We start from the raw sequence: 20,343 nt of genomic DNA, 5'->3' as shown, positions 1-20,343 counted from the left end.
AAACTGTACACGATGAAGAGTAATCAGCCTAATCTGTGTTGATTAACTAACAGTGTTGATTAGATCAAAAGGAGCTCCTAATTTTAGGGGCTTTTTTTATGGATACAGTAATGACAATCAGGATGCCTAAGTGAGCAGATTATTACGCAGAAGATTTACTTAGAGCAAAAGATAGATACAGCGATAGATAGAACGAGATCACGGACGTAAAACAGGATTTTTGAATATTTTGAGGAGGTATTGCAAGTGGAGAAGAGTGTTGTAAAACTGAGAGGGAAACAGATTTGAGAGAGAAAGTGACGCAAGTTGCTGTTGCAACCTGCGCCGACTTAAAATCTTATAGAGCTACAACGTTTGCAGCTTGAAGACCTTTTTGGCCTTGCTCTACTTCGAAAGACACTTGTTGGCCTTCTTTAAGAGTCTTGAAACCTTCAGAAGCGATTGCACGGAAGTGTACGAATACGTCAGCGCCGCCGTTGTCTTGAGTTAGGAAACCGAAGCCTTTCTCTTCGTTAAACCATTTTACTACGCCGTTTACTTTGTTAGACATGATGTGTCCCTTATATAAAAATAAAAAATTAATCGCCAAAAGTGCGATGCGCTGAAAGCTTGAATTATTTAATGTATCTATGAAGCTAAGGGAAACACTGAGAATAACAATGAAGCAATACTAAGGGTTCTACTTTACAACTGGATGTTTCATTTAATAACCCTGAGAACAGAGCGACGCCATTCTTGGTGATCTGAGCCTGCTTGTAAAGCGTTATTTGGACAATTTGATGTTTTTTTGTTCAACCGACTTAAATTAAAAGCCCAACGATATCGTTGGGCTTCATTTATAAAACTTTAACCTTCAAAGTGTTACTCATCTGGCTGCTTGGTTCTAAGGTCTACATACGGCCAATAATGATGTCCAACACGAATCAACAATGTCGCCGCGGCCAAGATAAATGCTGCTAAAGATAACCAAACGATCAATACCGCATCGAGTTCTTTCATGCCCAAAGTGATGTAACGAGCAATCGCCATCATCGCGATATAGATTGGGTATCGCACTGGGATCTTACCGTTCATCACAAACTGCTGAACCATCGCCAACACTTCTAAATAGATAAACATCAGCAGAATGTCGGTCAATTGCACTCGGCGTTCAGCGAAAACATGCATGAACTCTTCGACCATCGCAAATAAGGTCGCGAGCGTGATCGCCACCAGCAATACCGCTTCCATAATGTGGAATACTTTTAAAAACGGCTTACTAAAAGATCTAGGTAAGTTAGAAGGCATAGTCACTCTTCAAAAAATAATTAATCCAGTCTCTACAATAGCATGCATCAATATAAGTCGCGTACTGTCAAAGCATTAACGCCATCAATTGCACACGCTATAGAGAAGCAACAGATACAAAAATGGCCCCGCATTCACAGCAGAGCCATCTGTTTGTCTTTTACTTAGCGACTTCTTAGTGGCTAATTAGCCTTAAAGCAGAATCAGGTAAGTTAAGAACACCACACACAGCCCATAGATTAGCGGGTGCACTTCTTTACGCTTACCTGCCACAACCATTGTGAATGCGTAGCTGATGAAGCCCATCGCCATACCGTTCGCTGGAGAGAAGCTTAGCACTGTGAACATGATGGTAAAGAAGGCTGCAATGCGTGACTCTTTCTTTTCCCAGTTGATCTGACCAAGGCGACCTACCATGTAGATGCCAACCACTACCATCGCAGGTGCAACCATAGCTGCCGAGAAGATAGAGAAAATTGGGTATAGGAATAGCGAGATTAGGAACAGACCAGCAACCATCACCGCCGCTAAGCCCGTTTTTGCACCTTGAGAAGAAGCAATGCCAGACTCAGAGAACGCAGTGATCGATGTGGTACCAAGAATAGAGCCAATCACAGTACCGCCCGCATCTGCTACTAGAGCTGATTTCGCGTTTGGCACCTTGCCGTCTTTATCGATGATGCCCGCATCACGGCCAACACCAACAATGGTGCTCAAGCCATCAAAGAAATCGACAATCAAGAATATAAGTACGATGAACAGTAGGTCGAACATTTTCTCTGGCGTGAAAGCAGAGAAATCAAAGATAGCGCCGAAGCTGCCTGCCATGCTTGGTGGCATAGCAATGAACTGCTCTGGGATTGGTGCGTTTGAAGTGCCCATGAAGACGTCAGCAAGAATCGTCAACATAATAGCTGAAACGAACGAGATGAACGTTGCTAGCTTGATGTCACGAACCATACAACCCAGTGCGATGAAGATGCTCACATAAGCGATGATCACTTTTGGATCGGAAATGTCGCCTAAGCCAACCAATACGAATGGGTTAGAAACGATGATGCCCGCATTCTTAAGACCTAAGAAAGCAATGAACAGTCCGAGAGACACGGTAATCGCCAACTTCAAATCTTCAGGAATCGATTCAATCATCGATTTACGAATATTGGTTAACGAGAACGCGAGGTACAGGATACCTGACAGGAAGATGCCGAACAGCGCTTCATTCCAAAGTACTGCGACTGAACCACTTAATAGTAAGCCTTTGAAGAAGCCGTTCATGCTCATACCCGGCGCAAGCATCACTGGGTAGTTGCCCCAAATGCCCATGATTAAGGTTGCGATAGCCGCAGACAGAGCCGTTGCAGTAAACACGGCACCTTTGTCCATGCCTGGAATATCACCCAAAATTGCTGGGTTAACCGCCAGAATGTAACTCATCGCCAAGAAAGTAATGAAACCCGCGTACAGCTCAGTGCCAATCGTGGTTTTTCTTTCAGTGATTTTAAACATCGAATCAAGCGAGCCAGAGGTGTTCTGGGTTTTCAGGGTGGAATCGGTACTCACAACAAAACCTATGCAATAAATTAAGAATTTGGAGATTCAAATGCTGTGAGAATAGAGAGGTCTCTACACTAAAAACTGTAGTCACCGAGGTAGGCTCGGTAGTAGAAACATCTAGTCCATATCACTAGATATATACAGCATTTAATCGTTTGCGCGGATTGTAAGGATTGAGATTAAAACTTCAACAAATTTTGTCCAGATCACATAAAAAAGTACCGATGACGAGTCATTACATTTATACAAAGATCTTTGAGAAGATCATTTGCTAATAAATAACGATCAAGCCAGTTGTTCTCAATCATCTAAATATGCTACTCTTCGCCTCCATTTTTCTGGCCTAATTTTCACCAATTGCTTCTATTCGTTTTACTCGTTATCTCTTTATAGACGTAAGCAACGGAACAATAATTAGAGTCAGTGCTATCTTTTAAAGTGTAAGGTTTATTGCCTTCACTCAATCCAACCAACAGTGGAAATATACAGATGGGCAAAGGTACTCTTTACATCGTATCTGCACCTAGTGGCGCAGGTAAGTCGAGCTTGATCTCAGCAATGCTAGAAACCAATCCAACCTACGCAATGAAGGTATCTGTTTCACACACCACTCGCGGTATGCGCCCTGGTGAAGAAAATGGTGTTCACTACCACTTCGTAGAGAAACATCATTTTGAAGACCTTATTACTAAAGGTGAGTTCCTAGAGTACGCTGAAGTTTTCGGCAACTACTACGGTACTTCACGCGTTTGGATTGAAGAAAACCTAAACCGCGGTATCGATGTATTCCTAGATATCGACTGGCAAGGTGCTCGTCAGATCCGTGAACAAATGCCTCAAGCGAAGAGTGTCTTCATTCTTCCACCATCAAATGGTGAACTAGAGCGTCGTTTGAATGTTCGCGGTCAAGACAGCGACGAAGTTATTGCGAAACGCATGAGCGAAGCAAAATCAGAGATTTCTCACTATGCAGAATATGATTATGTGATCGTGAATGACGACTTTGATGCAGCCCTAATGGACTTCAGAGCTATCATTCGTGCGGAACGCTTAAAAGAAGATAAGCAAGCAGCGAAATACAGCGGCATGCTTACAGCACTACTGGCGGAATAATCTAGAACTAGATTTTCCATTGAGATAAGTATACGGTGATCTAGAAAGTCTCTAGTTAAACTTGTATACTTTCTCGTCATCAAAAATTTATTAGTTAATTACTATTTGGAGTCCTCATGGCACGCGTAACTGTTCAAGACGCTGTTGAAAAAGTTGGCAACCGTTTCGACCTAGTTCTTATTGCGGCTCGCCGCGCACGTCAAATGCAAACTGGCGGTAAAGATTCACTAGTGCCTGAAGAAAACGATAAGCCAACGGTTATCGCTCTTCGCGAAATCGAAGAAGGTCTTATCACTAAAGACGTACTAGATGCTCGTGAACGTCAAGAGCAACAAGAGCAAGAAGCGGCTGAACTTGCAGCAGTAAGCAGCATCGCTCACACTCGTTAAGAACGTCATTCGAACTAATTAACCTTCCGGGCCTTTAATTTGTATCTATTCGATAGCCTCAAAGACGTTGCCCAAGAATACCTAACAGAGCCTCAAATTGAGGCTCTGCGTCAATCTTATGTGGTAGCGAGAGACGCCCATGAAGGGCAAACCCGCTCAAGCGGTGAACCATACATTATCCACCCTGTAGCTGTTTCAAGAATCCTGGCAGAAATGCGTCTGGATATCGAAACCCTGCAAGCTGCTCTGCTTCATGATGTCATCGAAGACTGTGATGTCACTAAAGAAGATCTAGAGGAAAAATTTGGCAATACCGTTGCTGAATTGGTTGATGGTGTATCTAAGCTGGATAAGCTTAAATTTCGTGATCGCAAAGAAGCGCAAGCAGAGAACTTCCGCAAGATGGTTCTCGCCATGGTGCAAGACATCCGCGTTATCTTGATCAAATTAGCTGACCGTACTCACAACATGCGCACGCTTGGGGCACTTCGTCCTGACAAAAAGCGTCGTATCGCTCGTGAAACCCTAGAGATTTATTCTCCACTAGCTCACCGTCTTGGTATTCATAACATCAAGACCGAACTAGAAGAGCTAGGCTTTGAAGCCCTCTATCCTAACCGTTATCGCGTACTTAAAAACGTAGTGAAAGCTGCGCGTGGTAACCGTAAGGAAATGATCCAACGTATCCATAGCGAAATTGAAGGCCGCCTTGAAGAGGTCGGTTTGCCTGCTCGCGTACTTGGTCGTGAAAAAAACCTGTTCTCCATCTACAACAAGATGAAAACCAAAGAGCAGCGCTTCCACACCATTATGGACATCTACGCTTTCCGCGTAGTGGTTGATACCCCAGATACTTGTTATCGCGTACTTGGTCAGGCTCACAGCCTGTACAAGCCTCGTCCTGGCCGCATGAAAGATTACATCGCGGTACCAAAAGCCAACGGCTACCAATCTCTGCACACATCAATGATCGGCCCTCATGGGGTGCCAGTTGAGGTTCAGATCCGTACTGAAGATATGGATCAAATGGCAGACAAAGGTGTCGCGGCGCACTGGTCTTACAAAGGCAACGGCTCACGCAGCAGTAATGGCACAACCGCACAGGTTAAAGCACAACGTTGGATGCAGAGCTTACTTGAGCTGCAACAAAGCGCGGGTAACTCATTCGAATTCATTGAAAACGTTAAGTCTGATCTGTTCCCAGATGAGATCTTCGTGTTCACGCCGAAGGGTCGCATTGTCGAACTTCCGGCAGGCGCAACAGCGGTCGATTTTGCTTACGCGGTGCATACCGATGTCGGCAACATGTGTGTAGGTGCTCGTGTAGACATGAACCCTTACCCACTCAGCAAATCGCTGAAAAACGGTCAAACGATTGAGATCATTAGTGCTCCGGGCGCGCGTCCGAATGCTGCATGGCTCAACTACGTAGTGACATCTCGCGCACGTACCAAGATCCGTCAGGTTCTAAAAACCATGCGTCGTGAAGAGTCGATCACGCTAGGCCGTCGTTTACTGAATCATGCACTTGGCGAACACTCTATTGCCGATATCGGCCAAGAGAATCTAGAACATGTATTGTCTGACTTACGCCTAGAAAGCGTTGAAGACTTACTGGCGTCGATTGGTCTTGGTGAGCTGATGAGTATCGTTATTGCTCGTCGCCTGCTTGGTGATGCAGACGAATTGACTGAAGTAGAAAACAACAGCGATACACCGAGGAAGAAACTTCCAATCCGTGGTGCTGAAGGTCTGCTACTGACGTTCGCTAACTGTTGTCACCCGATTCCAGATGATCACATCATTGCCCATGTATCTCCAGGTCGTGGCCTTGTGGTTCACCGCGAAACGTGTCCAAACGTTCGTGGTTACCAGAAAGAACCAGACAAATACATGGCGGTTGAATGGTCTGACGATTACGACCAAGAGTTTACAGCTGAACTTCAGGTTGATCTGCAGAACCACCAAGGTGCACTGGCTGAGCTAACTAACGTTATCTCGAAAACAGGCTCTAACATTCACGGTATTTCTACCGAAGAACGTGACGGGCGCCTGTACACAGTGACTATCTTGCTGACCACCAAAGATCGTGTTCATCTTGCAAGTATTATGAAGAAGCTACGTGTGATGCCACACGCGCTGAAAGTAAGACGTCGTAAGAACTGATCAAAATAAAGATGAGGAGCCAAGATGGCGAGATACGAAGAGCAAAAGACTTCGTGACTCACCATCTTGGCTCCACATCTTTTTTAATCTTTTAGTATCTCGATAAATAAAGCTGATGAGAGATACGAGTCTCGAGATGCGAAGAGCAAAAGCTTTTCACCACTCAACTCTTCGTATTTCGAGTCTGCTTTAATTTTTTATACTGCCCTGTTCTTTCATCCCCGATGAATCCAAGCTCCTATTTGCTCTTATCCCTTCGCATCTCGTTTACCCGTATCCCGCATCTGCTCTTCTTCCTTTGAATCTCGTTTACTCGAATCCCGTATCTGCTTCTAATCTGCTCTTTCGCTTTATCCTGTACAAAAATCCAGTAAAATGCTTGAATAGATTATCTCTCTTACGTTTATGAGCCTTGTTATGTCACAGCTTTTATCTGCTATCCCTCTCAACTCTTTATCTGGAGTCGGCGCAAAAGTCGCAGAGAAACTGGAGAAGGTTGGGCTTAACAACGTACAAGACTTACTGTTTCACCTCCCTTTACGCTATGAAGATCGAACACGCATCTATCCGATCGTAAAACTGCACGCGGGCTTATGGGCTGCAGTGCAAGGCAAGGTGATGCACGTCGATACCATTTTCGGTAAACGTAAGATGCTCGCAGTAAAGATCAGCGATGGTAACGGCACTATTACGCTGCGCTTTTTCAACTTTACGGCAGGAATGAAGAATAACTTTGCCGAAGGCAAACAAGTGCATGCCTACGGTGAAATCAAGCGCGGCAATATGGGGCTTGAGATTGTTCACCCTGACTACAAGTTCTTTGCACCAAGGCAACAACCAGATGTGGAAGCGAACCTAACTCCGGTGTACCCAACCACCGAAGGGCTAAGACAAGTCACGTTGCGCAGCCTCACTGACCAAGCGCTCGACCTGATAGATAAGGCGGCGGTTAACGAGCTTCTCCCGTCAGGTTTATACGACCACCAAATTACCTTAGCACAAGCACTGCATACCATTCACAGACCACCTCCGGGCATTGACCTAGAGCTATTTGATGAAGGTAAACACCCTGCGCAGCTGCGCCTGATTATGGAAGAGCTGCTTGCTCAAAACCTGTCGATGTTGTCTGTTCGAAGCAAAGGACAGCAAGACAAGGCGATGCCTTTTCCTCCAGTGAATACTCTGAAAGATAAGTTGTTGGCTCAGCTGCCGTTTTCTCCAACCAATGCTCAAGCACGAGTGACTAAAGAGATCGAAGCTGACTTAGAAAAACCGCACCCTATGATGCGTTTAGTGCAAGGGGATGTAGGCTCAGGTAAAACCTTAGTCGCTGCACTGGCGGCTGTTCGCGCACTGGAACATGGTCAGCAAGTAGCCCTGATGGCACCGACTGAACTACTCGCAGAGCAGCACGCAATCAACTTTGCTAACTGGTTTGAAGCAATGGGCATTCAAGTCGGTTGGCTCGCAGGTAAACTCAAAGGCAAAGCTCGTGAAACCGAACTGGCGCGTATTGCCAGTGGCGAAGCGAAAATGGTGGTCGGCACTCATGCTCTGTTCCAAGAGCATGTCGAGTTCAAAAACCTTGGTTTAGTCATCATTGATGAGCAACACCGATTTGGTGTCCACCAGCGTTTAGAGCTGCGTGAGAAAGGCGCTAAGCAGGGCTATTACCCACATCAGTTGGTGATGACCGCAACACCGATTCCGCGAACGCTGGCCATGACCGCCTATGCCGACCTCGAAACCTCAATCATTGATGAGCTACCACCGGGACGAACACCGATTCAAACCGTAGCGATCCCTGATACCAAACGTGATGACATTGTCGAGCGAGTGCGTAATGCGTGTCTCAATGAAGGCAAGCAAGCGTATTGGGTGTGTACACTGATTGATGAATCAGAAGTATTAGAAGCTCAAGCCGCGGCTGACACTGCAGAAGAGCTGCAACGAAAGCTGCCAGATGTGAAAATTGGCTTGGTGCACGGCCGAATGAAGCCAGCCGAGAAACAGGCGGTGATGCGAGAGTTCAAAGAGAACAAGCTGCACCTGTTGGTCGCGACTACGGTGATTGAAGTGGGTGTGGATGTGCCGAATTCGAGTTTAATGATCATCGAGAACCCAGAACGTCTTGGCCTAGCGCAACTTCACCAATTACGAGGCCGTGTTGGCCGTGGTTCGGTCGCAAGCCATTGTGTATTGTTGTATCACTCACCGCTGTCTAAAACCGCTCAGAAGCGCTTAGGTGTACTACGTGAAAGTAACGATGGCTTTGTTATTGCTCAGCGAGATCTAGAGATTCGTGGCCCTGGGGAACTGCTTGGTACTAAACAAACCGGCTTGGCCGACTTTAAGATTGCTGACTTGGTACGAGACCAACGTTTGATCCCTGAAGTTCAGCGTATTGCGCGTCATATTCATGATAGCTACCCAGACAACGCCAAGGCGATCATTAATCGCTGGTTGGGTGAGCGCGATGTTTATTCAAAGGCTTAGTTAGCCCTCATATTCCGGCTTAAAACGTAAAAAGGCTTCCATCAGGAAGCCTTTTTCATGCGCGTTACTTTGATCAATCAAGAACGAGATTCCCTATTCGTTCGTTCCTCACGATAGGGAATGACGAGCAAAATAAACTTCCGTCATCATACGGACCGATGATAACTAGGGCTTAACAGGGAAACTGATCTGCGCCTTCAAACCACCTTCACTGCGATTATTGACCACCACCGCACCTTGATGTTGGCTGACAATACGCTTAACAATTGCCAAGCCCAAGCCAGTTCCTTCACTACCACGTGCCGTGTCACCACGTGTGAAGGGTTCAAACAATTTACCAATCTGGTCTTGTGGAATACCCGGGCCATTATCTTCTACTGTCACCCAAGCCAGTTTATTATCCGCCGTCATGCCGGTCGACACCTTGACCCAACCATTGCCGTAACGCAGCGCATTCACCACCAAGTTACTCACCGCGCGCTTCATCGCAATTGGGTTACCTAGCGCTGGCTTCATTGACTCTGGAATATCGGTTTCAATCTGAACCTCGTAGCCACCCTCAGAGCTCGATACCTCACGAGCAATATCATCGACGAACACCGCTTGGAATGAATCTCGATCGACAGGCTTTAGGTAATCCATAAACTGACTGATGATCTCATTACACTCTTCGGTATCACTGATGATCCCCTCAGCTAAGTAGGCATCCTCTGGTGACATCATCTCAGTCGCTAAGCGAATACGCGTTAACGGAGTACGCAAATCATGACTGATACCCGCCATCAGCAAGGCGCGGTCTTCTTCTAGCTCTTGGATGCCTTTCGACATCTGGTTAAAGGCTCGAGTTACCGAGCGAATCTCTTGTGCACCTTGAACTGGCAATGGCGGTGGAATATCACCTCGCCCGACACCTTGCGCCGCTTTCTCTAGCGCTATCAACGGCCGGTTTTGCAAGCGAATAAACAACCAACCGCCTGCAACAATCAACAACGCCATGATCAGGCTGTTACGGAATAGCGGGGCAAAATCTTCTTCTTGCAGCTCAGACAGCGGAATACGAATCAAAGAGTTAGGCAGCTGCGCAATGTCCATCCACAACACATAGCTTTCATTACCCAAGATCAGCCGTACTTCGGTTTCAGAGCCCAGCTCTTTGGTCATCTCCTCACTCATCAAGTCGATTGCGACCGCATGGTAATACTCACCCGCCGCTTCGCTGTCCTTGGCGTGAACGGTTACCCCAAGCTGCTCAAGCACACGCTGACGCAGTGGCGCATCAATCTCGATATCACTGCCTTGGTCCAATACCAGGTTTAGCTCGTGAGCCAGAATCTTATTAAACTGCTGCAAACTCGGCATCAACGCATAGTTAAACACCGCGTAATAAGAAAAAATTTGGCTAGCGACCAATAGCGTTAAGAAAAGCACTATCGACTGAGTAAAGGAGCTACGTATACGCATGGGGTACCCGAGATGTAGAAAGATAAAGAAAGTGTTATATGACTATAACTCTAAACCATTGTGCTGAATAGAAAACGGGCCATCGCATATTAATGAGATGACCCGTAAGATTCACAGAATCGATAAAGCTGCTGTAGAGCTTATTAAGCTGAGTTACACAGCTTTGCCATCTGGAACGAATACATAACCCAAGCCCCACACCGTTTGGATGTAGCGAGGTTTGCTTGGATCTTCTTCAACTAGACGACGCAGACGTGAAATCTGAACATCGATAGAACGTTCCATTGCTGAATACTCACGGCCACGAGCCATGTTCATCAGCTTATCGCGAGACATTGGCTCACGAGCATTCGTTACCAATGACTTAAGTACCGCAAATTCACCCGAAGTAAGAGGCATTGGCTCTTCACCGCGGAACATTTCGCGAGTACCTAGGTTCAAACGGAATTCGCCAAATTCAACCACAGACTCTTCTGTGCTTGGTGCGCCCGGCGCTTCAATGACTTGGCGACGCAGTACCGCTTTAATACGAGCAAGCAGTTCACGTGGGTTAAATGGTTTTGGCAGGTAATCATCAGCACCCACTTCCAAGCCCACAATGCGATCCACTTCATCACCCTTTGCTGTAAGCATCAGGATTGGTAGCGAGTTGTTTGCGTTTCGTAAACGACGACAGATCGATAGACCATCTTCGCCCGGCAACATTAAATCCAATACCATCAAGTGAAAATTTTCACGGGTTAACAGGCGGTCCATCTGCTCACTGTTTGCCACGCTACGCACTTGAAAGCCTTGCTCTGACAGATAGCGTTCTAACAGTGCACGTAAACGAGCATCGTCATCGACCACTAAAATTTTGTAGTTTTCTTGCATGTAATGGTTCCACCTATTAAAGCTTAAACCTAAGGCTAAGCATTCTTGGTAAATGTGTATTAGGGCGTGTTGACCTTTCGTGGTTAAATTTTGTTCGAGATAAAAGCGTTTTAATCGCGGCGAGGGGGAAGTAGCCTAGTCATTCTAAGCAAATCTCCCTCAACAACGAGTAAAACGCTTTTAGCCGAACCCTTCGGGCAACGTTTGCTGGTCATTTCTACTGCGTTATCGGCTTCTCATGTAGGCTAGCTACACATCAAAGCCTCTGCCTTGTATAAATACCCAGTAATTCGTTGCAAAAAACAGCTCGAAAGATCAACACGCCCTAGTATAAGACATTAAAAATGTAACATTATTGGAGAAAAAGTCGCCTAAATAATTGTTAACGTATGTTGCCTTTCTATATATTCTATCTTAGATCATCATTTCATTAAGTCAGATTTATGAAAACCAAACTTATCACCCGAGAAGGTTATAACAAACTCAAAGCAGAACATGACCACTTATGGCACGAGAAGCGTCCAGAGATCACCAAAATAGTCACTTGGGCTGCAAGCCTAGGGGATCGCTCAGAAAACGCAGATTACACCTTCAATAAGCGTTTACTTCGACAGATTGATCGCCGAGTGCGTTTCTTAAGAAAGTTCCTACCTGATGTCACGATCGTTGATTACTCGCCACAACAAGAAGGTAAAGTATTTTTCGGTGCTTGGGTCGAAATTGAGAATGATGATGGGGAAATTAAGAAGTTTCGAATTGTTGGCCCCGAAGAGATCTACGGCGATGCTAAAGGCTATATATCTATCGACTCACCAATGGCTAGAGCTCTGCTCAAGAAAGAAGTGGATGATGAGTTTACGGTAAAAACACCGGAAGGCGACAAAGAGTGGTTCATTAACTCGATTCGCTATGCAGACAACGAATAACCGAACCTAATAAACACCTAGCGATGAGCTGAATGTTCAAGCAAACCCAAACTCCAGATAAAAGAAAACCCCGCAAGGCTTTCGCCTAGCGGGGTTAAGTCTCTATCGCAGCAATCCGGCTACTGTTTATCTCTTCGAGATAAGGTGCTCCCTGCATCTTTCCTTGATAGTGGCTAAATCCTTTAACCAATTTCCTTTTTGTTCATCGCCATCCTAGCGGTGTCCATTCTAGCCTGTCATCCTGACTGGCGAATCTCATCCAGAGATTATCACTTCCTTGCTGACCACTCATCCTAAGTAATCAAATCTTCATCCTGAAGATACCTAGTCCATTAGGCTTTTTCCTGTTCCTGCCAACTCCCTGTCGACAAGTTAAATATTACGGTAATTGAGCGAGTTTCCTAGATAGTCGCAAAAAACATTTCAGGTGGGAAATACGCCCACAAACACACAATCGAACAAAATCAATCACTTAAGGTCATTTTAAGACGATATCATCGGTTTAAAGCGACTTAGTCTCACATCACTTGTAAGAGATCTCGCACAAAGCAGGTATCAGAAACGGAAATTCGACTTCTGACAGGATAATTACACAGCCAAAGCTAGAAAAAGCGTACGCTCACCCCCATGTATTTGTCATGATATTAAATAAGAGATTCATCGGATGAGCCAAGCTATCTGTCGACTGATCGCTGAAGAACTGAATGTCCGTTCTGAGCAAGTCACTGCCGCAGTAAACCTAATTGATGACGGTAACACCGTTCCCTTTATTGCCCGCTACCGTAAAGAAGTTACGGGTGGCTTAGACGATACCCAACTACGTAACCTTGATAGCCGCCTTTCATACCTTCGCGAGCTAGACGATCGTCGCCAAACGATTCTTAAGTCGATTCAAGACCAAGGAAAACTCACGCCAGAACTCGAGCGTGATATCACTCAAGCAGACAGCAAGACTCGCCTAGAAGATTTATACCTACCATACAAACCAAAGCGCCGTACCAAAGGTCAGATCGCGATTGAGGCAGGTTTAGAGCCACTTGCCGATACGTTATGGAATGCACCACAGCACGATCCGGAAACGGAAGCCGCTAACTTCATCAGCAGCGATAAAGGCATTGCCGATACCAAAGCTGCACTCGATGGCGCACGTGCGATCATCATGGAGCGCATTGCGGAAGACGCAAACCTGCTTGAAAAGATTCGCCAACACCTAAACCGTAATGCAGAGCTTGGTGCTCGTGTTGTGGCTGGCAAAGAGAACGAAGGCGAGAAATTCAAAGACTATTTCGAACACAACGAAACGCTAAACAAAGTACCTTCACACCGTGCGTTAGCCATGTTGCGAGGCCGAAATGAAGGCTTCTTAACGTTGGCAATGAATGCAGACCCTGAACAAGAAGAAGGTGTACGCGGTTCTTACTGCGAGAACATCATCTCTGATCACTACGGTATTACTCTAAGCAGCGCTCCTGCAGATGCATGGCGTAAGCAAGTGATTAGTTGGGCATGGCGTATCAAGGTTTCTATGCACATGGAAACTGAATTGATGGGCGCGATGAAAGAACGAGCAGAGATCGAAGCAATTGAAGTATTCGCAACCAACCTTAAAGACCTGCTAATGGCTGCGCCTGCTGGCCCTCGAGCAACATTGGGCTTGGATCCAGGTTTACGTACCGGTTCGAAAATCGCTGTTGTGGACTCAACAGGTAAAGTTCTAGCGACAGAGACTATTTACCCTCACCCACCGCAAAAGCAATACGACAAGTCAGCACACGTTGTTGAGCAGATGGTTCGTCAGTTCAATGTCGACCTGATTGCGATTGGTAACGGCACGGCTTCACGCGAAACCGACAGCTTCGTGGCTGATGTGATTAAGCGTGGCAACCTAAAAGCGCAAAAGATCATTGTTAGCGAAGCGGGCGCATCGGTTTATTCTGCGTCTGAGTTAGCAGCAAAAGAGTTCCCGAACATGGACGTATCGATCCGTGGTGCAGTGTCTATCGCGCGTCGTCTGCAAGATCCATTGGCAGAGCTGGTGAAGATTGACCCTAAATCGATCGGTGTGGGCCAATACCAACACGATGTGAGCCAAACTATGCTCGCTAAGCGTCTAGATGCGATTGTCGAAGACTGTGTAAATGCGGTTGGTGTTGATGTGAATACCGCTTCGGCTGCGCTACTGACTCGTGTTGCTGGCCTGTCTAGCACCATCGCTCAGAACATCGTGGATTTCCGTGATGAGAATGGTCGTTTTGAAGCGCGCACTACGTTGAAGAAAGTGGCTCGTTTAGGTCCAAAAGCCTTTGAACAGTGTGCCGGCTTCCTACGTATTATGGATGGCAAGAACCCGCTGGATGCATCATCTGTTCACCCAGAAGCTTACCCAGTGGTGAAAAGCATCGCTGAGAAAAACCACAAAGACATTAAGTCTCTGGTGGGTAATACAGACTTCTTACGTGGTTTACATGCGGTTGATTACACCAATGAGAACTTCGGTGTTCCTACGATAACCGACATCATCAAAGAGCTCGATAAACCGGGCCGTGACCCTCGCCCTGAATTTAAGACTGCAACCTTCGCCGATGGCGTTAACACTGTTTCAGATCTAGAACCAGGCATGATCTTAGAAGGTGTGGTATCGAACGTGGCGAATTTTGGAGCCTTCGTTGATATTGGTGTTCACCAAGATGGCTTAGTTCATATTTCAGCGCTCACCGATCGCTTCGTCTCTGACCCACGTGAAGTGGTTAAAGCCGGTGACATCGTGAAAGTGAAGGTGATGGAAGTGGATGTTCAACGTAAACGTATTGCACTAAGCATGCGTATGAAAGATGAGCCTGGCCAAGACAACCGCGCGCAACGTTCAAGTGCACCTCGTACGCAAAACCGCCCGAACCAAAATTCACAAGGCGGACAACGCCGTCGTGAAGAGCCACAACAAAATGCCGCGATGGGTGGTGCATTTGCCGCTGCTTTTGCAAAAGCGAAAAAGTAATCCGTTAACTCATCTGCAAAACAGATATGCTTAAAACAGAAAACCTGCATCCCTTAGGGTATGCAGGTTTTTTTATTATGTGTTCAAAAGAGACATCGAAGCTTGGTTGTACTCTTCGTGCTTATACTCAAAATAATTGGAGTTGCAGCTAGGCAACAAGTAAGTTCATCCCTATGAGCATAGAGGTTATATGTGATTAGGGTGAACTTACGCAGTTAACAACGCTGCAGCTTCAAGTATGAAGAGTATAATTATAACACGACTAGCATCTCTGACGGAGCATGAGGCGCAACAGCATGACCATAATGATATTTTATGACCTTACGTCGTTTCTCCATCTGCCCCTCTTGAATCGCCGCATCTAAAACATGCTTTGGCAGGCGGAAACGCATGGTATAGCCTTTGCCTTGATCAGCACTGTATGTTTTCAGTGCCAATAAGTTGAACAGCCGTTCAAAAGGGTCTTGTGGCTCTTCTTGGCTAACCGAATTGGCCTCTGACTCGTTCTCCATTTCATAACCTGGATGGTCTGAAGGATCCCAAGCCGACTGCTGCCTTCGTTTATCGTCTGATTTTACCTTACGCTCTGCATTGGTTCTCGCCAATGCTACTGCGGGAGCAACAGGCTCTCGGACTCTATTATCACGCGCAACTTGCTCTGTTTGCACATTAACGGACGGGGCGATTAGTGGCACACTCACTGCAGTTGCAGGTGACACAATCATCGCGAACTCCTCAAGAATCGCCCATCACTATTGCCATAACACTGTTGTACCGAGAACGCACAACAGGCATAGCCCAACTTAGCGCAATCAGCTCTGGAGAGAGTTAGGTCTGAGTATCATGCAACACGTTGGTGTTATACCAATCGTAGTAAATAACTGCTCATCCTAGCTTGTTAAAATGCTCGATAACGGCGTTAGAGCTTTTGATTGTAGAATAACTACTTATCAAAAAGCTCTGCCTTGTTCTCAAGCCTTTTTCCTACGCTATTTTTGAACACTTACTTACTTTGATTGGTATTAGGTTATATATCGACCAAGCCGGATATATATTTAGCAATTATTTTTGTGCGAAGCTGACAAGCTCACTGCAAAAGGCATCGGCTTCGGTCATAAACGGTGCATGCGAAGACTGAGTGAAAATGTATTGCTCAGTATGAGGCAGAGCATTCCCCAAGTCTTTTGCAACCTTGATTGGCACCAATCCATCTAATCGACCATACAAGCGCAGCATTGGTACTGAAATCTCAGGCAGTTGTTCGCGCAGGTCGACATCCGACAGCATCTTTAATCCTGCCAATAATGAGTCAGGGTTCGGCAACGGGCGAGACAGCACTGCTTGTTTGAGCTGTTTTACATCTTGTCTTGCTGAAGGGCTGCCCATGGCTTGCAATGCCATAAAGCGTTCGATGGTGGTTTGGAAATCTTCAACCAGCTGTTCGGTGAATGCGTTTAATACGTTTGGCTGAATGCCTCGCCATAACACGGGCTCTTTTGCGGCCGCGAATTTAGGAGAACTGGCGACAGTCACCAGCTTGCTCACGTAGTCTGAGTGATGGAGAGCCATGTGCGTTGCGACCAAGCCACCAAGTGACCAACCCACCCAAATCGCTTGCTTTGGTGCTTCGGCCAAAAGCTGCTGAGCAATATCTTCAAGATCTTGAGCGTGGCAGTGCGCGCTGTGTCCATACCCTGGTAAATCGACAACATGCACTCGAAAATCAGCTTCTAATGCATTAACGGTTTGTTGCCATACCGCACCGTTCATCCCCCAACCGTGAACCAGAACTAAATCAGGCCCTTGTCCAGAAACATGCCAATATAACGCGTCACTCATTCTCAATATTCCCTACTTTTTCCATCAGCGATAATCCGCGCTTTTCAGTATGGTGAGCAAAAGGAACACCATAACCCAAAAGCATCACGAGCTATGTTATCTGATTGGCTACAAAAACACACACCACGTCTGGTCACACCTCAATGCCACCTGTGCAAACTTGATAAACTGCCCAGTGATACACATCCTCGATGGTGCAATTCTTGTCTCAAACTCTTTGAGCCAGTGCCACGCTGTCAGCGATGTGGCTTAAAAACAGTAATCACTGTCGATCAGTGTGGTGAGTGTTTATCTCAACCTCCACCGTGGCATCGCCTCTACTGTGTCGGTGACTACACCTTCCCTACAGCAGGTTACATTCAGCAAATGAAGTACGCTGATAAGTTTTGGTTTGCACGTGATTTATCTAAGCTATTAGCATCACGTATCGAACATTCTGCTCACCTGATCACCAGCGTACCGCTGCATTGGCGCCGATACACTCATCGTGGCTTTAATCAAAGTCAGCTGCTAGCCAATTACACGGCTCAAGAGCTTGGCGTTAAAAGTGATGTGCTCTTTCGTCGAATTCGCTCAACAGCTTCCCAGCAGGGGCTGACTAAATCCGCACGATTACGCAATCTAAAGAGCGCTTTTGCGCTGAGAAAACAAGACTTTCAAGGAATGGTTCCCTCTCATGTCGCGATAATTGATGATGTTGTAACCACCGGCAGTACTGTGTATCAATTATGCCAATTACTACTTGAAGTGGGCGTTAAAAGGATTGATATTTACTGCATCTGCCGCACTCCTGAGCCCTCTGGATAAAAGCTGTGAATCACTACTTGTACAGCAATCCAACAAAAAAAGGGCTGAATTACAAATCTGACAGGAGTAGAATGGCGCTAATAACCTACAAATCTACTCAGGTATTCGTCGTGTCAAATATTACTATTACAGAAACAGCTCAAACTCACTTTGCCAATCTGCTGTCACAGCAGCCTGAAGGTACAAACATTCGTGTGTTCGTGGTAAACCCAGGCACACAAAACGCTGAGTGTGGTGTTTCTTACTGCCCAACAGATGCTATCGAAGCGTCTGATACAAAACTTTCTTTCGAAGCATTCTCTGCATACGTAGATGAGCTAAGCCTACCATTCCTAGACGAAGCTGAGATTGACTTCGTGACTGACAAAATGGGCTCTCAACTAACGCTTAAAGCACCAAACGCTAAAATGCGTAAAGTATCTGATGATGCACCACTTGTAGAGCGCGTTGAATACGCAATCCAAACACAGGTTAACCCGCAGCTTGCTGGTCACGGTGGTCACGTTAGCTTGGTAGAAATCACTGAAGACGGCGCTGCTATCGTTGCATTCGGTGGCGGCTGTAACGGTTGTTCTATGGTTGATGTAACGCTAAAAGAAGGCATCGAGAAAGAACTTCTTCAACAATTCGAAGGTGAACTGACTGCTGTTCGTGATGCAACTGAACACGATCGTGGTGAGCACTCTTACTACTAATTACTCAGTTAGTAGAATCACTGATTAAAAGGTTGATGCGCAAGCATCAACCTTTTTTGTTTTAGGGCTAAACAGATACGCTCGAACACGATCTCACTATGCTCTTGTATTCCCGAACGAAATAACCCGAATTCTCGGTTGGTTACCATCTTGAGTAAGGTATTCAAGTGATCGCAATCGGTTCCTGCTCTAATAATTCTAGGATATGAAAACTCGGATCTAGGAACTCAACGTCATTTCCCCTATATTAGAATGACTTTATAAGAAAGAATTCCAATGAGCTAAGGAGCGAGCGCAATGACAAAAAGGACCAAGCCAGAGATTTTGGCTCAGCAAACTGTCGCTCAATCAAAACTATTCTCTATCGAGTCTCTCGATTTACGCTTTTCAAACGGCGAACAGCGCACTTACGAACGCATGAAGCCTAGCGGCCGCAACGCAGTAATGATGGTTCCGATTACTGAACAAGGCGATATTCTGTTGGTGCGTGAGTACGCAGCGGGCACAGAACGCTATGAACTGGGCTTTCCTAAAGGGCTTATCGATCCAGGTGAGCAGCCAAACGAAGCCGCCGTTCGCGAACTTAAAGAAGAGATTGGCTTCGGTGCCAACAAGCTTACTCCGCTAAAGGAAGTGATCCTTGCGCCCTCTTACTTCTCTAGCAAAATGACGCTGTTTATCGCAGAAGACCTCTACCCAGAAAAGCTAGAAGGTGACGAACCAGAGCCACTCGACATTGTGCGCTGGCCACTTGCTCAAGCCGAAGAACTGTTAACACATCTCGATTTCTGTGAGGCTCGTAGTATTACAGCCCTGCTTTTAAGCCTTCGTGTATTAAACAATAACTAGAACATTCAGGCTCGCTCTAAGAGTAAGAGAACATTTATGCCAATAACAAAAGATTTGTCTCACCTCCTACCCTCTGTCATTGAGATTGCTCGCTCTGCTGGCCAACTCATCTTAGAGATCTACGAGAAAAAAGATTACGAAGAGTTCACCAAGAGTGACGATACACCTGTCACCAGTGCCGACCTTGCGGCGCATAAGCTGATTTCGAAAAAACTCAGTGAGCTCACGCCTGACATTCCAGTGTTGTCTGAAGAAGCTGCGGACATCAGCCTAGAGCAACGTTCTCAGTGGGATCGCTACTGGTTGGTTGACCCACTGGATGGTACCCAGGAGTTCATCGCACGAAGTGGTGATTTCGCGACAATTATCGCCCTAATCGAACATAACAAGCCAGTAATGGGCGTGATATACGCTCCCGTTTCAGGTGTGAGCTATTACGCTTACAGTGGCAAAGGCGCTTGGAAGATCCCAGACCTTAATGACAGCGTGAAAATCAAAACGCATCGTCACGAGCTGCCAAACCAGTCAATCGCCATGGCGATCAGCCGTCGCCAGGACATCAATCGCATCACTAGCCGTATGAGCTCAGCATGGAATTATGATTTGGTTCCTCTAGGCTCAGCAGCGCTTAAGGCATGTTTAGTCGCAGAAGGTGCTGTGGATTGTTATCTGCGCCTTGGACCAACCGGGGAGTGGGATACCGCCGCAACGCAGTGCATTGTTGAGGAAGCTGGCGGACGTATCTTAAGTACTCAGCTAGAGCCGCTTTCGTACAATGAAAGAGAAACGCTAGAAAACCCGAACTTCATTGTACTCGGTGATGCAGATTTACCGTGGGCAGAAATTTTGCAAGGCAAAGACTAGGCGAGTTTGCTCCCTGTAACTCTCAT

17 protein-coding genes and 1 riboswitch are annotated in these 20,343 nt (G+C 46.2%); of the genes, 10 read left to right on the top strand and 7 right to left on the bottom strand.

All coding sequences use genetic code 11. From position 1 onward, the window contains the following. Positions 1–337 precede the first annotated feature (337 nt). The 3 genes from MSG35_RS19475 to MSG35_RS19465 form a co-directional block, all read right to left on the bottom strand. Positions 338–550, bottom strand: a complete 213-nt coding sequence (locus tag MSG35_RS19475; RefSeq protein ID WP_017071067.1) for a cold-shock protein — start codon at positions 548–550, stop codon at positions 338–340. 311 nt (positions 551–861) lie between these two features. Continuing rightward, positions 862–1,287 carry a phosphate-starvation-inducible PsiE family protein gene (locus tag MSG35_RS19470; RefSeq protein WP_050652097.1) on the bottom strand — a complete coding sequence of 142 codons (426 nt, stop codon included), beginning with the start codon at positions 1,285–1,287 and terminating at the stop codon, positions 862–864. A gap of 192 nt (positions 1,288–1,479) precedes the next feature. Then, positions 1,480–2,850, bottom strand: a complete 1,371-nt coding sequence (locus MSG35_RS19465) for an NCS2 family permease (RefSeq protein ID WP_248384798.1) — start codon at positions 2,848–2,850, stop codon at positions 1,480–1,482. 58 nt (positions 2,851–2,908) lie between these two features. After that, positions 2,909–3,008: riboswitch (purine riboswitch) on the bottom strand. A gap of 325 nt (positions 3,009–3,333) precedes the next feature. Between MSG35_RS19465 and gmk the strand changes: the two genes are divergently transcribed. From gmk to recG, 4 genes are all read left to right on the top strand, one after another. Beyond that, the gene (gene gmk / locus MSG35_RS19460; protein ID WP_017062466.1) at positions 3,334–3,957 is read left to right on the top strand and encodes a guanylate kinase; all 624 of its coding nucleotides are present in this window, start codon (positions 3,334–3,336) and stop codon (positions 3,955–3,957) included. A 116-nt stretch (positions 3,958–4,073) separates the two neighbouring features. After that, positions 4,074–4,346 carry a DNA-directed RNA polymerase subunit omega gene (rpoZ, locus tag MSG35_RS19455; RefSeq protein WP_009848003.1) on the top strand — a complete coding sequence of 91 codons (273 nt, stop codon included), beginning with the start codon at positions 4,074–4,076 and terminating at the stop codon, positions 4,344–4,346. A 39-nt stretch (positions 4,347–4,385) separates the two neighbouring features. Next, entirely contained in the window at positions 4,386–6,512 is a 2,127-nt protein-coding gene (gene spoT, locus MSG35_RS19450; protein WP_048612458.1) for a bifunctional GTP diphosphokinase/guanosine-3',5'-bis pyrophosphate 3'-pyrophosphohydrolase, read from the top strand. 417 nt (positions 6,513–6,929) lie between these two features. Further along, a complete protein-coding gene (gene recG, locus MSG35_RS19445) occupies positions 6,930–9,008 on the top strand; it encodes an ATP-dependent DNA helicase RecG (RefSeq protein ID WP_248384797.1) in 2,079 nt (692 codons plus the stop codon). 165 nt (positions 9,009–9,173) lie between these two features. Here recG and envZ read toward each other — a convergent pair whose 3' ends face one another. Continuing rightward, the gene (gene envZ, locus MSG35_RS19440; RefSeq protein WP_048612456.1) at positions 9,174–10,469 is read right to left on the bottom strand and encodes a two-component system sensor histidine kinase EnvZ; all 1,296 of its coding nucleotides are present in this window, start codon (positions 10,467–10,469) and stop codon (positions 9,174–9,176) included. Between the two features lie 153 nt (positions 10,470–10,622). Continuing rightward, on the bottom strand, positions 10,623–11,342 hold the full coding sequence (gene ompR, locus MSG35_RS19435) for a two-component system response regulator OmpR (RefSeq protein WP_008218409.1): 720 nt from the start codon (positions 11,340–11,342) through the stop codon (positions 10,623–10,625). A 443-nt stretch (positions 11,343–11,785) separates the two neighbouring features. Between ompR and greB the strand changes: the two genes are divergently transcribed. Further along, the gene (gene greB / locus MSG35_RS19430; RefSeq protein WP_017062470.1) at positions 11,786–12,268 is read left to right on the top strand and encodes a transcription elongation factor GreB; all 483 of its coding nucleotides are present in this window, start codon (positions 11,786–11,788) and stop codon (positions 12,266–12,268) included. Positions 12,269–12,932: 664 nt separating this feature from the next. Beyond that, complete coding sequence (locus MSG35_RS19425) at positions 12,933–15,263, top strand: Tex family protein (RefSeq protein WP_248384796.1); 2,331 nt, start codon at positions 12,933–12,935, stop codon at positions 15,261–15,263. 251 nt (positions 15,264–15,514) lie between these two features. Here the strand turns inward: MSG35_RS19425 and MSG35_RS19420 are convergent, their stop codons facing one another. Together MSG35_RS19420 and bioH are read right to left on the bottom strand one after the other, a co-directional pair. Beyond that, entirely contained in the window at positions 15,515–15,988 is a 474-nt protein-coding gene (locus MSG35_RS19420; RefSeq protein WP_248384795.1) for an ATP-dependent Lon protease, read from the bottom strand. A 337-nt stretch (positions 15,989–16,325) separates the two neighbouring features. Further along, positions 16,326–17,102 carry a pimeloyl-ACP methyl ester esterase BioH gene (bioH, locus tag MSG35_RS19415; RefSeq protein WP_248384794.1) on the bottom strand — a complete coding sequence of 259 codons (777 nt, stop codon included), beginning with the start codon at positions 17,100–17,102 and terminating at the stop codon, positions 16,326–16,328. Between the two features lie 93 nt (positions 17,103–17,195). Here bioH and MSG35_RS19410 point away from each other — a divergent pair, with 93 nt between their 5' ends. From MSG35_RS19410 to cysQ, 4 genes are all read left to right on the top strand, one after another. Then, positions 17,196–17,909, top strand: a complete 714-nt coding sequence (locus MSG35_RS19410; protein ID WP_282449980.1) for a ComF family protein — start codon at positions 17,196–17,198, stop codon at positions 17,907–17,909. Positions 17,910–18,019: 110 nt separating this feature from the next. Continuing rightward, on the top strand, positions 18,020–18,604 hold the full coding sequence (nfuA, locus tag MSG35_RS19405; protein WP_029405734.1) for a Fe-S biogenesis protein NfuA: 585 nt from the start codon (positions 18,020–18,022) through the stop codon (positions 18,602–18,604). 297 nt (positions 18,605–18,901) lie between these two features. Next, the gene (nudE, locus tag MSG35_RS19400) at positions 18,902–19,453 is read left to right on the top strand and encodes an ADP compounds hydrolase NudE (RefSeq protein ID WP_019826462.1); all 552 of its coding nucleotides are present in this window, start codon (positions 18,902–18,904) and stop codon (positions 19,451–19,453) included. Positions 19,454–19,489: 36 nt separating this feature from the next. Further along, on the top strand, positions 19,490–20,317 hold the full coding sequence (gene cysQ / locus MSG35_RS19395; protein WP_248384792.1) for a 3'(2'),5'-bisphosphate nucleotidase CysQ: 828 nt from the start codon (positions 19,490–19,492) through the stop codon (positions 20,315–20,317). Positions 20,318–20,343 lie beyond the last annotated feature (26 nt).

This window comes from Vibrio sp. 1CM23M, assembly GCF_023161755.1.
Taxonomy (GTDB): domain Bacteria; phylum Pseudomonadota; class Gammaproteobacteria; order Enterobacterales; family Vibrionaceae; genus Vibrio; species Vibrio coralliirubri.
Note: the sequence above shows the minus strand (reverse complement) of the source record. Positions and strands in the feature narration are given on the sequence as shown.

Excerpts from the sequence above, each read along its gene's own strand:
- greB (WP_017062470.1), top strand. The coding sequence starts at position 11,786 with ATGAAAACCAAACTTATCACCCGAGAAGGTTATAACAAACTCAAAGCA.
- MSG35_RS19425 (WP_248384796.1), top strand. The coding sequence starts at position 12,933 with ATGAGCCAAGCTATCTGTCGACTGATCGCTGAAGAACTGAATGTCCGT.
- ompR (WP_008218409.1), bottom strand. The coding sequence starts at position 11,342 with ATGCAAGAAAACTACAAAATTTTAGTGGTCGATGACGATGCTCGTTTA.
- MSG35_RS19475 (WP_017071067.1), bottom strand. The coding sequence starts at position 550 with ATGTCTAACAAAGTAAACGGCGTAGTAAAATGGTTTAACGAAGAGAAA.
- MSG35_RS19410 (WP_282449980.1), top strand. The coding sequence starts at position 17,196 with ATGTTATCTGATTGGCTACAAAAACACACACCACGTCTGGTCACACCT.
- nudE (WP_019826462.1), top strand. The coding sequence starts at position 18,902 with ATGACAAAAAGGACCAAGCCAGAGATTTTGGCTCAGCAAACTGTCGCT.
- gmk (WP_017062466.1), top strand. The coding sequence starts at position 3,334 with ATGGGCAAAGGTACTCTTTACATCGTATCTGCACCTAGTGGCGCAGGT.
- MSG35_RS19420 (WP_248384795.1), bottom strand. The coding sequence starts at position 15,988 with ATGATTGTGTCACCTGCAACTGCAGTGAGTGTGCCACTAATCGCCCCG.
- recG (WP_248384797.1), top strand. The coding sequence starts at position 6,930 with ATGTCACAGCTTTTATCTGCTATCCCTCTCAACTCTTTATCTGGAGTC.
- rpoZ (WP_009848003.1), top strand. The coding sequence starts at position 4,074 with ATGGCACGCGTAACTGTTCAAGACGCTGTTGAAAAAGTTGGCAACCGT.
- envZ (WP_048612456.1), bottom strand. The coding sequence starts at position 10,469 with ATGCGTATACGTAGCTCCTTTACTCAGTCGATAGTGCTTTTCTTAACG.
- bioH (WP_248384794.1), bottom strand. The coding sequence starts at position 17,102 with ATGAGTGACGCGTTATATTGGCATGTTTCTGGACAAGGGCCTGATTTA.
- cysQ (WP_248384792.1), top strand. The coding sequence starts at position 19,490 with ATGCCAATAACAAAAGATTTGTCTCACCTCCTACCCTCTGTCATTGAG.
- MSG35_RS19470 (WP_050652097.1), bottom strand. The coding sequence starts at position 1,287 with ATGCCTTCTAACTTACCTAGATCTTTTAGTAAGCCGTTTTTAAAAGTA.